Source organism: Parabacteroides sp. PF5-6, assembly GCF_029504695.1.
In the GTDB taxonomy this organism is placed as follows: Bacteria; Bacteroidota; Bacteroidia; order Bacteroidales; family Tannerellaceae; genus QVMG01.
On the sequence record NZ_JAQFIN010000005.1, the window covers coordinates 189,864 to 205,690 of the forward strand.

Here is a 15,827-nt window from a genome sequence, read left to right on the forward strand (position 1 = left end):
TCACCTTCCACCCGGTGCCAGATCCCTGTATTGATCAGCATTTCGGGTGAAGGCTTGGAGGAGGATGGAGACTTCCTGAAAAAGGCCGCCGGAGTTTTGCAAAAGGCTGCCGGCCTTTTCTAAAAGGCCGCCGGAGTTTTGCAAAAAGCCGGCAGCCTTTTTCGGGAAGCCTCCGGGAGGTCTGTCGTTTTTTTGAGGTATATTTTACCTTTCACCCGAAACGCTGATCAATACAGGGGTTTCGATGAAGGGTGAAAGGTGAAGACCGGGCTAAAAACTTTTATGTGGGAAACTACCGGTAGTTTCCGAAGAGGAAATTAGAGTCTTATTTTCAATGGTTTATAATTCAACGAAGTCCATTCGCATCGAAGAAAATGCGAAGGTCTTTTAGGTCTTTAAAGTCATTAAGGTCTTTTAGGTTTTTCACTGACCTAAAAGACTTTAAAGACCTAAAAGACTTTAAAGACCTATGAGTCGCAAATCTTCCAATTTCACAATATTTGAAACCCGCCAGAACCTCCTTTTCAAAACATTGCGCTTTGACCGACGAAAGTGCGGTGTTGTATCGGAGAGGAAAAACTACTCATTTTCCTGCAACGACAGGCGGCGGAACTCCGCGGGGGAGAGGCCGTAGTGTTTGCGGAAGAGAATATGGAAAGTGGTACGGGTACCGAAGCCGGAGTCGAGGGCAATGGCTTCGATGGTGAGGGTGCAGTGTGGGTCGGCGAGTAACCGACGGGCATGGCGCAGGCGGTAGGTGGTGATCAGGTCGGATACCGTCTGGTTGAAATGCTGTTTGATCAGGTCGCTGAGGTAGCGGTCGTTGGTATTTAATCGAGCGACTAAGGTGGCACGGGTGAGCTCGGAATCGGTATAGACCTCATCGTTGAGTAGGGCGATCAACCGTTGGTAGAGCGGATCGGTTGGTATGGCCGTACCAAGGTCGTCGGGTTGAATAGCCTGTAGCTGTTCCAGGCGCAGAGCGAGGGCATCCTGTTCGCGCAAGCGACGCACCAGGTTACGGTTTTTCTCTTGCAACCGGCGCGAATAGACGATCCAGATAACCAGTGCCACGATGGCCAGTGCGAAGCCAATGGTTGCCAACAGGGCATAATTGCGGTTACGCTCTTTCTCTTCGATATGCCGGTTTACTTCGTATTGCGTATGTATCTCATCGATTTGCCGGGCGTAGTCGATGTTACGCAGGGAGTCGTTCAGGGCGAGTGCTTCCTGGTAGAGCACGGTAATCTCTTCGGCCTGGTGCATCCGGGCGAGCACATCGACTTTCAATACATTGATATCGTATAACTCGGCGAACTCGGTTGTGCCGGCTCTTTGTTCGGATACTTTCTCGATCATCTCCAACGCCTGCGCGTACTCTCCCCGTGAGTTATAGATATGCGCCCGGATCCGATAGATATCGATCTTATAGGCCGGAGCGCTGACCACGTCTTCGATCTTTTGACAGTATTCCTCCGCTTTGTCGAAGTCTCCGGTATAACAATAATACTTGGCGTAGATCATCCAGAGATTGGCCCAGTCGGAGATCACGGTCATCTTCGCATACGCGTCATAGCCTTGGTTGGCTTTTTCGTATCCGGCGGCAACTTCCAACAAGTCGTCGTAGCGTTTGGTCTTGATCAGCGCTTCACACAAAAGATGATGTGCATCGACTAAGATACGGGAAGTATGTTCGTCGCCTGTGGCCAAGGTGATACACTGCCGGCAGCATCGCTCTACTTCTTCATATCTTCTTTGTCTCTGATACACCGTGGCCATAGCATATAACGCGGTTGCCATACCGCTTTTGTTTTCCAGCTCCTCCGCTTCCCGGTAGAGGATACCGGCATGGGTGATACCCTCTTCATAGTTGCCTCGAAGCATAAAAGTCATGATATACCGGGAGTACACATTGAAATAATGCTTCCAGGCTTTATGTTCCTTGATGAAACGCAGATGCTCGGGGGCGACTTCAATCAGTCGGTCGTACATGCGCGCGTTGAGGTAGACCCCTAAGATATTGCCCCGGGCGACGGCACAGAAATTGTAATCTTCCTGCTTCTGTGCTTCCGCGTCCATCTCGGTATAGAGGGTCAAGAGCGTATCCATCTTCAACTCATCCATACCATCCATATAGTATAGGCTTGCCAGCTTGTTGTACGACAGTAGTTTATCTCTTCCCTCTTCCCGGTTGATCGCTTCCCGGATCGAGTCTTTCTGGTGTTGCAGTTTTTGTTTGTAGGTGGAGTCGTCTTGTGCCATGGCTTGGGCCGACAGCAACAGGCTGCAGATCACTAAGGGGTAGAATGGATTTTTCATAAGGATCGTTTGTGTGTGTAGCCGTAAAGATAGGAAAAAATTTATAAAAAAGAAGAGATACGTATCACAAACCCTTCGTGGCTACGCACATTAAAGACCCTATTGTCGTCGAAGATCAGGTATTGGCCTTTGATGCCGAGAAGTGTGCCTTCGAACCGGGGGATCTTTTTGAGGTTTAATGTATTGACTTTTTGGGGGTAGTGGTTTACCGGATATTCCAGGTGATGGATCGGCTGATCCTCCAGGATATACGGTTGCAAGTCTTGGGGAATAAGATGCAATATATTTTCTTTCAGGGTGGCCAGGTCTTCAAAAGGGGCAGGCTGACGCAGCATCTTCCGGTAGTTGGTTTTGTCGGATAGGTGTTGCTTGAGCGCCACTTCGATCAATCCTGCTTCGTACCGGTTGGTGGTCTCGGCCAGACAGAGGGCATATTCGGCTCCCTGGTCTATCCAGCGGGTGGGGATCTCTGTCTTGCGGGTGACACCTACCTTGATACCTCCCGAATTGGCTAAGTAAACGATATGGGGTTGCAACTGCATCTGTGTTTCGACTGCCAGGTCACGATCGGCCTTGCCCAGGTGGGCGGTCGATAGTTCCGGTCTGACAATCCATGCGCCGGCATAGGGCGAGGTGAAATAGCAATTCTTGCAGTATCCCATCGCAAAGATCTCTTTCTCCCGCTCGCATGCCAGGCATTGGTAATGAGAAAATTCGATCGTTAGTTTCTTTCCCAATAGTTGATTGACCGAAAGGGTTTCTTCCTTAAAGTTTAGGCAATACTGAATGGGAGAACCCATCTCAGCGTGCATTTTTGTTAGGAGTCCGGTGATTTGCATGGCGGATATACTTTGTGAGATAAATAATCTGGATCTCTGCGCGTATCCCAAACGGAAGTAATGAAGAGAGTCCCTTTTTCGATATAGTAAATAAGCTTGAAATGTTTTTCAACGACAAGTGAGCGATAGCTCTTTTCCCGATTGACCAGAAGGGGTTCTATCGCACCAGCATAAGGCATAGTCCTTAACGGACGGTCTGCGAAATATAGCCTGTTCACCATCATCTCCGCAATGGTGGTACTTTCAGTAGCATAAAACTCGTAAATCTCGTCCAGATCAGACAATGCTGTTCCTGTCCATCTTACTTGAGTTTCCATTTCGGATACATTTTACGAACTTCTTCGGTACTGTAATGCCTCCCGTTGTTTACATCTTTTTCGGCTTGGTCCAAACGTGCATTCAATTCTTCTAAAGTGTATTGGCAGGGGGGAGTTGTCATAGGGGGGCGATCTGCTTTCAGGCCATACGCAGCTTGTGGCTCATTGACCTTTTCCGGTGTTTCGTGAGGAGGATTATTTAGATGATTTGCCATAGCTGGTCGTTTATTTATTGAGATAGGACAAAGTTAATAAAAATAGGGTTATATCTTGTATGGGTAGATGTTTTTTGTATCTACTTAAACTGTTCCTGATAAAGCTTATAATATTTCCCTTGTTGGGCCAGGAGTTCTTCGTGGTTGCCTTGTTCGATGATCTCGCCGTTTTCGAGTACGAGGATCAGGTGGGCGTTGCGGATTGTCGAGAGGCGGTGGGCGATGATCAGGCTGGTACGGCCTTCCATCAGTTGGTCGAGGCCGCGCTGGATGAGGATCTCGCTGCGGGTGTCGATATTGCTGGTGGCTTCGTCGAGCAATAGGATCGAAGGATCGGCTACGGCGGCACGGGCGATATTCAATAACTGGCGTTGTCCCTGGCTGAGGTTGGCGCCGTCATTCTCGAGCATGGTGTCGTATCCGCGCGGCAGGCGGCGGATAAAGGAATGGGCGGCGGTCAGTTTGGCTGCTGCCACGACTTCTTCATCGGTGGCGTTGAGGCGGCCGAAACGGATATTCTCCCGCACGGTGCCGGTGAACAGGTGGGTGTCTTGCAAGACGATCGCCATCCGTTCCCGGAGATTTTGCCGTTTGATGCGAGTGATCGGATAACTATCAATACTGATCTCTCCCGAACGGATATCATAGAAGCGGGGCAGGAGGTTCATGATCGTAGTTTTTCCGGCACCCGTAGCTCCCACCAGGGCGATCTTACATCCGGGACGGGCGTGTAGGGATATGCCTTTCAATACGGTTTGATCCGCATCGTATCCGAAGACAATCTCCTGCATGCAGACTTCTCCTTTCACTTCATTCAGGGCAATGGCATCGGGTGCATCCACCGGCTCGGGTTCTTCGTCGATCACCTGGAAGATACGCTCGGCTCCGGCAAGGGCAGACTGTATACTGTTGTAAAGGCTGGCCAACTGGTTGATGGGACGGCCGAACTGACGGGAATATTGCAGGAAAGCGGCCAGGCCTCCCACGTCGAATCCGCGGAAAAGCGCCAGTAATCCGCCGGCGATGGTGATGATCACAAAGTTCAAGGTATTGAGGTTCTGCATCACCGGCATCATCAGGCCGGAATAGAATTGCGCCTTCTGCGATTTGCGGTTCAGATCCTGGTTGAAGGCTTCGAAGTCGGCTTCGACCTTTTCTTCGTGCCCGAAGAGTTTGATGACCTTTTGCCCGCTGATCATTTCTTCGGTATAGCCGTTGATATCGCCCAATGCGGCTTGTTGCGCCGTGAAGTATTTGCGGCTTTTCCCGACGATAAAACGGGCAAAGAATACCATCAGGGGGATCGTGATCAGGGATACCAGGGTGAGTAATGGGCTGATGTAAAGCATCATCACGAATATACCCGTGAGCATCAATACGCTGGTCATGATCTCCGCCAGGCTGTCGGTCAGGGCGTCGCTGATCCGGTCGATGTCGTTTGTATAGCGGCTCATCAGGTCGCCATGCTGGTGGGTGTCGAAATACTTCAACGGCAGATGTTCCATCTTCGCGAACAGTTCGGCACGGATGCGGGTGACGGTTTGCTGGCCGATCACATTCAACAGGCGGTATTGTATCCAGGTGGCGGCTACGCCCACGATGTAAATGCCACCCAAGACCAACAGGATCCGGATGAGGCCGGGGATATTGCCGGGCATGATATAGTCGTTGATCACCGGACGCAACATATACGAACCGGTCAGGCTGCAAACGGCTTCGATCACAAGCAATACGGCGATAAAGAATAATATCTTCTTGTCGGCACGCAGATAGGAAGCCATGCGGAATAGCGTTTTTTTGCTTTCCCGGGGCTTGTCGGCTTGTTTGTGTTTGCTGTGTGCCATTTTTAGGATTTTAAGTCTTTTAGGTCTTTTAGGTCCTTTAGGTCGTAAATGACCTAAAAGACTTAAAAGACCTATTTCTATGTATTTCTTTGTGAGTTATAGATTTCCTGATAGATCGTTGAACTAAGCATCAACTCTTCCGGTCTGCCTATGGCGTCGATCTCGCCGTCTTCGAGCACGATCACCCGGTCGGCCGACTGCATGGTGTGAATCCGCTGTGTGATGATAAACAAGGTTGTATCTTTCAACAGGCGGTTCAGGTTGGAACGGATCTTCAATTCGGTCTCACTATCGACCGCACTCGTACTGTCGTCGAGAATCAATACTTTCGGTTTGCGCAATAAAGCCCGCGCGATGCAGAGCCTTTGCTTCTGGCCACCGGAAATATTCACGCCGCCACGTCCCAGGACGGTGTCGTATCCGTCGGGGAATGACGCGATGAAATCGTGGGCTTCGGCTGCCCGGGCGGCTTCTTCTACCTCTTCTGCCGTAGCGTTGGCATTGCCCCAGCGCAGGTTCTCACCGATCGTGCCGGTGAAGAGCTCATTTTTCTGCAAGACGACTCCGACCTTGTGATGCAGTTCATCGAGCGCATAGTCTTTTACGTTGCGCCCGTCGATCAGTACCTGGCCTCCGGTCACATCATACAGGCGCGGGATCAGTTGCAACATCGAACTTTTGCCCGATCCGGTCATGCCGACAACCGCAATGGTTTCACCCGGCTGCACGTCGAAATCGATCTGGCGAAGCACATCCGTCTCTCCTCCGGTGTACCGGAAACTGACGTTGCGGAAGCTGACCCTTCCCTCGCGGATCGCATGATGGCCCTGTTGACCTTCCGGCGTATCGCTCAATGACGGCTCTTTATCCAATACCTCGACAATGCGTTTGGAGGAAGCCGACGCCCGCGCATAGGTCATAATCACCATCGAAAGCATCATCAAGCCCATCAATACCTGCATCAGGTAGTTGACGAATGAGATCAATTCGCCCACCAGTAGCTGACCCGACATCACCTTCACCCCGCCAAACCAGAGGATCGCCAGGATCGAGAGATTCATGATCAACTGCATCATCGGAAACATGGCGACAATGATATTGGACGCCTTGATCACCATATCGCGCAGATCCTCGCTATTGCGCACGAACTTCTCGGTCTCGAAGTCCTCGCGTACAAAGGATTTCACGACACGGATATTGATCAGGTTCTCGCGTACCACACCATTCAACGCGTCGATCTTCTGTTGCACGATCAGGAAGAACGGAAACCCTTTGCGCAGGATCAGGTACACACTGATGGCCAGTAGAGGCACCGAGGCGGTCAGGATCAACGCCAGGTCCGTATTGATATGGATAATGAAAAAGATAGCCATCACCAGCATCATCGGCGCGCGCAGCATAATGCGCATAGACATCATAATGACCTGCTGGATACGGGTCACATCATTGGTCAGGCGGGTGATCAGCGAAGCGGAACTGAAATAGTCGATATCGGGAAAGGCCAGTTGCTGAATCTTACGGAAGAGGCTGCTGCGCAGGTCGGTACCAAAGCCGATAGAGGTGCGGGAAGACACATAGATATTGATCACGCTGGCCGTCAAACCCAGGATCGAAACGGCGATCATCAGGATCCCGGTCCGTGTAATCACCGACAGATCATTCTGCATCACCCCATCGTCCACAATACGGGCCATGAAATAAGGCTGGATCGTCTCACCCACCACCCCTATAAATACAAGGAACGGGCTAAGCCATAAACTTGCCCGGTATTTCTTTAGTATTTTCCAGTATTTTTTCATGCTTTTTTCGCCCGTACAAAGGTAAACAATTCTTCAAAATGTAAACACCTGTATGCGAGCATATTGTAAGGAGTATTTATTTGTTGATAATTATCAACAGATTTGTTGATAGTTATCAACAGATCTGTTGACAATTGTCAACAAATGTGTTGACGGTTATCAACAAGTAAATACTCCCGGCAATTATAAGAAATACTCCTATCAGTTCGCGCGGCTGACTATCTGACCGAATGGCTTTGTTTTTTCGTTTAGAATTATTATCTTGTGCAGATTAAAAAAAACTAAACTATGGAATTGATATTAATCCAATCCAAAATTTATGAGATCCGCGGTTTGAGAGTAATGCTCGATTTTGATCTGGCAGCAATGTATGGGGTCTTAACCAAACGATTGAATGAGCAAGTTAAGCGTAATATAAGACGTTTTCCTCCTGATTTCATGTTTCAAATCACAAAAGAAGAATGGGATAACTTGAAGTCGCAAATTGCGACTTCAAGTTGGGGCGGAAGCCGTAAATTACCTTATGTCTTTACTGAGTTGGGAGTGTCTATGCTCAGTAGCATCCTCAGTTCGAATATAGCTATTGATGTCAATATCTCTATTATGCGTGCCTTTGTAGCTATTCGCAATGTATTGACAGTTGCCAAAGAAAAAGATGAACTATCAGAGTTGATAACACGTGTGGAGTTATTGGAAGAAATCAGCGAAGAAACATTAGTAGCTATCAATGATCTATCGGAAGATACCCGGAAAGAGTTTGAGGATATTTATATTGCTCTTTCCGAGTTGAGTACTCGCCAAAAGCAATTGTCTAAGCCACGTAATCCGATAGGATACAGAAAATAAGGCGAAGAATAAAACCTCCAAGCGTATGATAAGGAAAGCGGCGAATGATTAGTGATTGAAGAACTGAAAATTATTGTACCTTTGCTTTCATAAATCGAAGATAAGACGATTTGTTCGTAAAGAAAAAACAGATGTATTTCAGAGATATTATTGGTCAGGAAGAGGTGAAGGGGCGTTTGATTCAATCCGCTAAGTTGGGGATCGTTCCTCATGCACAATTGTTTACAGAACAGGGGGGAGCGGGGGCTTTTGCGCTTGCCGTGGCCTATGCCCGTTACCTGAATTGCCGGCAACGGTCGGATACGGATGCCTGTGGCCGATGTCCTTCCTGTCTGAAATATGATGAGCTGGCACATCCCGACCTGCACTTTGTATTTCCGATTGTTTCGAAAAAAGATAAAAAAAAGGAAGTCTGTGATGACTACCTGACCGAATGGCGTGGTTTTCTTCAGGGCCGACCTTATTTCTCCATCGATCAATGGCTGGAATATATGGACGCGGGAAACTCACAGGCGATTATTTACTCCAAAGAAAGCGATGAGATTATCCGGAAGCTGACGCTGAAAATCTATGAAGCGGATTACCGGGTCTTATTGGTATGGTTGCCGGAAAAGCTGCATCAGACCTGCGCCAATAAACTGTTGAAAGTGATCGAAGAGCCGCCGACGAATACGATTATCCTGATGGTTTCGGAAGCACCCGACCTGATCATTGGAACGATCCAGTCGCGGGCCCAACGCATCAATGTGCGTCCGATCAAAGAAGACGCCGTTCGTGAAGCGCTTATCCGGCAATATCATCTGGTGGAAAAGGATGCCAAGCGCATTGCCCATCTGGCGGCGGGCAACTATATGAAAGCGATGGAAGCCATCAGCATGGGGGAAGAGAATGAGTTTTTCCTCGAACAGTTCAAAACGATGATGCGTAATTCCTGGGCGCGTAATGTGAAAGGTATGCGGGCGATGGCCGATACGATGGCGGCGATCGGGCGCGAGCGGCAGAAGAATTTCTTTGCCTACTGCCAGCATCTGATCCGGGAGAACTTCGTTTACCGCTTCCAGTCGGCCGAACTCAATTATATGAATAAAGAAGAAGCCGGTTTTGCCGTTAACTTTGCCCCGTTTGTGAACGAACGCAATGTGTTCGACCTGATGGAAGAGCTGGCCAAAGCCGAGCAACATATCGCGCAGAATGTGAATGCGAAGATGGTCTTTTTCGATCTCGGACTGCGTATCACTGTGTTGATAAAGAAATAATAACCCTTCAAAGGAATTACGGATATGAACATTCGAATCTTATTTACTTTTCTTCTGTTTTTCTCCTTCACCGGATGTAGTGCATATGCCCGTCCTTCGGCGGAACCCCTGTCTGTGGATCGGTTCGATCAGCGCCTGTTGGAGTATATCGAGAATCCGGATGCGAGCCTGCAAGAGGCGCTCGTACGTGATTATCCGGTGATGCTCGATCTGATCGGGAAAGGTATATTGAATATGAAGTCGGTCGATGCACCCGGCTTCTTCGAGAAGCTATCCGCTTATTATTCCAATCCGGCGTTGCTGGCGCTCTATAAAGAATCGGTCGCGCGTTTCGATCAGATCGAAGCCGTTGAACAGGGACTGGGCGATGGCTTCGCTTATCTGCAGGCGTGTTTCCCGGCGATGCAACCGCCGCGTGTGTATATGCATGTGTCCGGTTTAAACCAGAATATCTTGACGGGCGAGAATACCTTGTCGCTCTCTATCGATAAATACCTGGGTGTCGACTATCCATTGTACGAAGAATTCTTTTACGACTACCAACGCATAAAGATGCAACCGCGGTCGGTCGTGCCCGATTACCTGACGGGCTGGCTGATGAGCGAATATGCTTTCGCCGGAAAAGAGAATGTCTTGCTGGAACGCATGATCTATGCCGGGAAAATAAAATACCTCGTGAGCCGGGCTTGTCCGGAACATGCTGCCGAACAATTGATGGGCTATACCGAAGAGCAAATGCAGTTGGTAAAGCAAAACGAAGGGGTGATCTGGCAAACGATAATTGAACGCAAACACCTGTATACCCCCGACCATATCGTGACCAATCAGTATTTCGAAGAGCAGCCTTCTCCTTTCTTTACGGACGAGATGCCGGGAAATATTGGGGCTTTTGTCGGTTGGCAGATTGTGGAACACTATATGAAAGAAACGAAGAGTACGCCGGAGCAGTTGATGCAAAGCCATAATGCGCAGGAAATACTGTCTCTTTCACGGTATAAGCCATAAAAAAAACCGCCCCATTCTCACGAACAAGACGGACTTACCTAATTAAACCTAATTCTAATACCATGAAAAACACTATATCTTAATAACAAGGTAGGATTGAAAATGTTCATGATAATCAAAGAAAAATTATTTTTTATTGAATTGACTCGGAGCTATTCCGAAAAATTTGGTAAAACAGCGTGTAAAATACTTCGGATCATTGAATCCTACTTCATAGGCTATTTCGGAAATATTCATCGTCAAGCCTTCGCCGATTTCCAATAACTCTTTTGCTTTATTCAAGCGGTAGGAGCGAATGATCTTTACCGCTGATTGCCCGGTGAGCGATTGTAATTTGGAGTGTAACAGACTTTTGCTCATATTCATCTCGGTCATTAACATGGAAACGTCGAAATCCGTATGCTGATAATTATTCTTTAAAACATTCATTAAGTTTTCCAGGAATACTTTATCCGGCGAGCGTTCTTCCATTTCCAGTCTTTTTACATCCATATTATTACTGAAATCATTATGCAGCCGGTGACGTAATTCCATTATATTTTCAATCCGGGCGATTAAAAGATCGGCATCAAACGGCTTGGCGATATATCCGTCGGCTCCGACTTTATATCCTTCTATTCGCACCGGAGTCGAACTTTTTGCTGTCAGGAGCAATACCGGAATATGTGAAGTGGAAAAGTTATTCTTTATCTTTTTACAGAATTCCAATCCGTCCATGACCGGCATCATCACGTCGGAAATGATAAAGTCGGGTAAGAACTTCAATGCTTTCTGCAGTCCGGACTCCCCGTGTGGCGCTTCCAGTATATCGAACTTCTCTTCCAGAATCGAGCGGATATAGATACGCATATCCACATTGTCTTCCACGATCAACAATCGGGGTTTTGTTCCTCCTGTCGTATCTTCATATTCTTCGTATGTCTCTTCCGCATAATCCATTTCCGGCATCTGATAGGCTTCTGCCGTATCTGCGGTCAGATCCTCCGGCAAGATCGGCAATAAGACGCGGAACGAAGTGCCGCCACCCGGATTGTCTTCGACCCATATCCGTCCGTTAAAGATCTCGACAATTTGTTTGCATAACGATAGTCCTATGCCTGTACCGCTCTGTCCCTGCATCGGATAGATCATTTTATTATCTGCCTGGAAGAAACGCTCGAAGATCTTTTCTTTATATTTCTCGGGAATACCGATACCCGTATCGTTTACGGAAATATAAAGCCAGTTGCCTTCTTCCGGATTCCGGGATACTGTCGTGATATAGGTCGTGATCTTGCCCCCGTCGGGCGTGAATTTTCCCGCATTGGAAAGCAGATTGCTCAACAGGCGTTGCAGCATCTCCGGATCGAAGTTGAGGATCCGGGGTTGTATCCGGTAGAATTCTTTCAGGGTGATTTGCCGGGGTTTAATGGCCACCTGGAAAGGTTGGAGAATGGTAGTAGCGAACTCTTCCAGGTTGCCGGGCTTTTTATTTATTTTCAATGCCCCTTCCTCTGCTTTGCGGAAGTCCATCAATTGATTGACCAGCGATAAGAGGTATTTGGAGTTCCGGTGTACGAGGTTCAGTTGATCGACCACTTTCGGATTCTGGCTCAGTTTGAGCGCCTGCTCGATCGGTCCCTGGATGAGGGTTATGGGGGTTTTGAATTCATGGCCGATATTGGTGAAGAAGTTAATCTTGTCTTGTGTCGCCTGATTCAATTGTTTACTCAATACCTCCAATTGCTCTTTCTGGCGGGTTATCTTATCGTTCTGTTCCAATAGCTGTTTGTTCTGTTCCGAAATCTCTTCCTGGTGCACCATCAATTGATGCAGTGTCTTTTCCAGATCGCTGGCCTGAGCCGCGAGACGTTCTTTCTGTCGCTCAATCTTCTCTGTCCGTTCCGCCACATTCTTTTCCAGCCGTATCTTTTGCTTTTGCAGGTCCCGCATTCTCTTGCCGCTGAAGAAATAGACCAGTAACACGATAAAGGCAAAACAACAGAACATAAACCATTTCTCTTTGTAGAAAGGCGGAATGACCCGGATCGGCAATTCGGCAATATGCTCCGACCATTCGCCGTCGGGACGGGTACATTTGACTTTGAAGATATATTTACCGGCCGGCAGATTGGTGTAATTGGCAAAGCGGCGGTTGGCATCCACTTCGGTCCATTCCTGGCTAAAGCCATCCAATATGTAGGCGTAGCGGATTTTCTCGGGAGCGATATACGATAAGGCAGAGAATTCCAGCCCGAACGATTTGTCTTTTTCCCGAAGCCGCCATCCTTCTTTCAGGATATCCGGGCTGACCTTCTGGTTGTACAAGGTCGCTTTGACTATGCTTACCTTCCCTTCGTTTTGGTTGTTTTCGGTCACTTGGGGATGAAAAGAAACGACGCCGTTCAGATTCCCGAAAAATATTTCACCACTGCGGCGCCTGCAGGAGGCCACCCAGTAGAACTGATTGGTGGAGAAGCCATCGGAAGCATAAAAATTCATGGATTTCTTTTTCACGGGAGAGAAGCAGGATAAGCCGGAATCCGAACTGATCCAGAGATTGCCTTCGTCATCTTCCTGAATGCCATAGATGACATTATTCGATAAACCGAAGTCGGTATTATACAATTGGAAGAAAGGTTTGCCGTCTGCGTCGTATTCCATGTGCGCTAATCCGTATCCGTAGGTGCCGACCCAGATCTCTCCGTTTTTTGTTTCGAAGATGCAATTGATCTTTTCGTTTACCGAACCTTTGGCACCGGCCGGAAGGATATTGTATCGCTCCGCTTCAACTATGCCGTTCGCGATGTCCGACGCATTCAAATCCAGGCAATAGAGTCCAAACCCGGTGCCGACCCACAGGTGCCGTTTGTTGTCGAGGCATAAGCCGAATACTTCTTTGATCCTTTTCCCATACTCCATATCCTGCAAAACAGGAGTGGTTTTGCGTTTCCTGATATCATAAAACTCCAAACCGACATGCGACCCGATCCAAAGCGCCTCCAATACTTCGTCGTAGATAATCCAGGAGACGAGGGGAGAGATAAAAGCTCCTTCATCCAATAGGTCTTCGGCCCGGTCGAAATGCCCTTCCCGGTTCAGGGACATACGGTTGAGCGACTGCCCCCAGGTGCCGATCCACAGGTAACCACCGCCTTCGGTAATGTAGCTGACCGTATTATGGGAAAGGGAATGGGCGTCGTATCTGTCGTTCCGGAAATGTGTAAAATGTCCGGATTGTTTGTCCTGCTTGTTGAGCCCGCCTTCCACGGTCCCAATCCATAATGTCCCGCGTGAGTCTTCGTAGATGGAGTTTGCAGCCCCTACGGAAAGCGAACCCGGATCGGAAGGCCGGTGATTGATTTGGGTAAACATGACCTGCTTGGGAATCATCTTATTGACTCCTCCTTTTTCCGTGCCGATCCAGACGGTGCCGTAGTCGTCCTGATAGAGGCAGTTGATGAAATTATTGTTCAAGGTAGTATTTGCACCGGTTTCTTGTGCGACCGGGAAAAAGTGACCCGTCTGGCGGTCATAACTGCATAATCCGAGAAGCGTAGCGATCAGTAAGTCGCCGTTTTTAGTGATGAATAGGTCCTTGACGCAGTTCTGGATGATCGAGTTCGGATCATTCGGGTCATGAAGATAGTGGGTATGGGTTGCCGTTGCTTTGTGATAACGAATCAATTCGGCGTACGTGCCGATCCAGGTATAGTCTTCATCATCTTTTATCGCGAAGACTTCGCCGATATGCGCATCGGCCAGTGTTCCGGGAGCTTTCGCCAACCGGAATTCATTTTTATCGGTTGTCTCTACGATCCGTACTAAGCCCGACCGGTAGCCGACCCAGATTTGTCCGCTTCGGTCTTCCCACAAAGCGGTAACATCGTTTCCGATATTGTTTTGCGGTATGTCGATCGAAGCAATCTCTCCTGTCTGGTTCAACCGGATCAAGGTTAGCCCGCCGGTCGAACCGATCCATATCCGTCCCGCCTGATCTTCCAGAAACGAATAGACCGGATCTTTAAAGACCGGATGGCCGGCAAACGGATACGTCTCGCTGTCTTCAACATCCCCGGTATAGATATTGATCCGGTTTATCCCCTCTTCGGTCCCGACCCATAAATAGTTGTAGCGGTCTTCCAATAGAACGTGCACGAATAAACTGTTGATCGCATTGGGCTCCGACTGGGTGGTGTAGTGATCGAATTGATATCCATCATAGCGGTTGAGCCCGTTCCAGGTTGCAAACCACATAAAACCGCGACTATCTTTGTATATATAGTCCACCATATTCTGCGACAATCCCTGGTCCGTCGTCAGGTAGTTGAAATTGTAGGCCTCCGGACGGATTTGGGCATTAACGTCGAGAAACGATAATAATAGAAACAAAAGGAATATGACCTTACATGATAAGTATCTTTTCAGTTGATGGCGCATACATAATAGTATTTAATTAATAGCAAATATATACTAAATACAGAAACACCGTTTATAAGGCTCGACAAAACATTGCACTTTTGTGAATAAAACATTGCACTTTTGCGAACAAAACATTGGGCTTTTACCGACGAAAGTGCAATGTTTTAAAAAAGAAGAATGGGGAGCCTGCGAATAGACGTAAAAAAGCTCTCTGTTATACGGAGATAAAGAGAGCTTTTGTCTTTATAATTGAACTGTTAAGGTGGATCAGTTACTCAATCTGACGGGCTCCGTATAGATCATCGCATCGATTCCTTCGATCTTCAATCCCAAGCGGGCATAGAACACGCCGGTTGAAGGGAATGAGTTTGCCGTGGAGTTGACTGCCAGTCCGCTCAGGTCGACCTGGAGCAATACCTGGTCGCCGGCTACGGCTGCAGTCGTTGCCGAACCGAAATTATATGCGTTGTCCACAATGATATTGCGTCCGGCATACAGTCCGACATACTCGATCTTACGTCCTCCCGCAACTTCCCGAACGGAGCAGCTCCCGGATACGATTCTTCCGCTGTTGGAGATGTTCGTGTTCGTGAGCAGATAATAAGGCGTAACCTGCATTTCAACCACTTCTTTCTTCTTGCACTTATCGATAAAGATCGTATCCGAAGCAGTCGGGTTTACCCACGGACCGATATTGTCCTGGCGGATCAACCGATAGCTTTTGCCGGAATAGACACTGGCATTGAATGTACCGTCTTGTGCGACCTGCACATTCATATACGTACTGGCCGACAGTTCCCAGCCCGGTTCGTACAGGCGGAAAGTGACCTGGTTGTTCTTCACATAAATGGTCTGTCCTTCATACACGACCTTTCCGGAGATCGTGGCTTCCGGTTCGTCGAAATTGTCGTATTCACAACCGGTGAAAACGAACGGGAGGAACAGCAAGAGGAATAATTTTATATTTTTCATACTGTGTTATATTT

11 protein-coding genes are annotated in these 15,827 nt (G+C 48.2%); 3 read left to right on the top strand and 8 right to left on the bottom strand.

Annotation, left to right across the window (positions count from 1 at the left end; all coding sequences use genetic code 11):
• Nucleotides 1–579 precede the first annotated feature (579 nt).
• The 6 genes from M2133_RS08410 to M2133_RS08435 form a co-directional block, all read right to left on the bottom strand.
• Nucleotides 580–2,319, bottom strand: a complete 1,740-nt coding sequence (locus tag M2133_RS08410; RefSeq protein ID WP_277465646.1) for a helix-turn-helix domain-containing protein — start codon at nucleotides 2,317–2,319, stop codon at nucleotides 580–582.
• Nucleotides 2,320–2,360: 41 nt separating this feature from the next.
• Complete coding sequence (locus M2133_RS08415; protein WP_277465647.1) at nucleotides 2,361–3,119, bottom strand: DUF2797 domain-containing protein; 759 nt, start codon at nucleotides 3,117–3,119, stop codon at nucleotides 2,361–2,363.
• 17 nt (nucleotides 3,120–3,136) lie between these two features.
• Entirely contained in the window at nucleotides 3,137–3,475 is a 339-nt protein-coding gene (locus tag M2133_RS08420) for a type II toxin-antitoxin system RelE/ParE family toxin (protein ID WP_277465648.1), read from the bottom strand.
• Nucleotides 3,460–3,690 carry a hypothetical protein gene (locus tag M2133_RS08425; RefSeq protein WP_277465649.1) on the bottom strand — a complete coding sequence of 77 codons (231 nt, stop codon included), beginning with the start codon at nucleotides 3,688–3,690 and terminating at the stop codon, nucleotides 3,460–3,462. The genes M2133_RS08420 and M2133_RS08425 overlap by 16 nt, the downstream gene beginning before the upstream one ends.
• Nucleotides 3,691–3,770: 80 nt before the next feature.
• A complete protein-coding gene (locus tag M2133_RS08430; protein WP_277465650.1) occupies nucleotides 3,771–5,534 on the bottom strand; it encodes an ABC transporter ATP-binding protein in 1,764 nt (587 codons plus the stop codon).
• A gap of 77 nt (nucleotides 5,535–5,611) precedes the next feature.
• Nucleotides 5,612–7,333 (bottom strand): ABC transporter ATP-binding protein, encoded by a 1,722-nt coding sequence (locus M2133_RS08435; RefSeq protein ID WP_277465651.1) that lies wholly within the window; start codon nucleotides 7,331–7,333, stop codon nucleotides 5,612–5,614.
• 288 nt (nucleotides 7,334–7,621) lie between these two features.
• On the opposite strand from M2133_RS08435, the gene M2133_RS08440 reads away from it, so the two are divergent.
• From M2133_RS08440 to M2133_RS08450, 3 genes are all read left to right on the top strand, one after another.
• Nucleotides 7,622–8,179, top strand: coding sequence for an ORF6N domain-containing protein (locus M2133_RS08440; protein ID WP_277465653.1), 558 nt, complete (start codon nucleotides 7,622–7,624; stop codon nucleotides 8,177–8,179).
• Between the two features lie 131 nt (nucleotides 8,180–8,310).
• Nucleotides 8,311–9,435 carry a DNA polymerase III subunit delta gene (locus M2133_RS08445; protein WP_277465655.1) on the top strand — a complete coding sequence of 375 codons (1,125 nt, stop codon included), beginning with the start codon at nucleotides 8,311–8,313 and terminating at the stop codon, nucleotides 9,433–9,435.
• A gap of 24 nt (nucleotides 9,436–9,459) precedes the next feature.
• Entirely contained in the window at nucleotides 9,460–10,440 is a 981-nt protein-coding gene (locus tag M2133_RS08450) for a gliding motility protein GldB (RefSeq protein ID WP_277465656.1), read from the top strand.
• Nucleotides 10,441–10,566: 126 nt separating this feature from the next.
• On the opposite strand, the gene M2133_RS08455 is transcribed toward M2133_RS08450, so the two are convergent.
• Complete coding sequence (locus tag M2133_RS08455; RefSeq protein WP_277465657.1) at nucleotides 10,567–14,811, bottom strand: two-component regulator propeller domain-containing protein; 4,245 nt, start codon at nucleotides 14,809–14,811, stop codon at nucleotides 10,567–10,569.
• Between the two features lie 297 nt (nucleotides 14,812–15,108).
• Complete coding sequence (locus M2133_RS08460) at nucleotides 15,109–15,813, bottom strand: DUF3823 domain-containing protein (protein ID WP_277465658.1); 705 nt, start codon at nucleotides 15,811–15,813, stop codon at nucleotides 15,109–15,111.
• Between the last annotated feature and the right edge of the window lie 14 nt (nucleotides 15,814–15,827).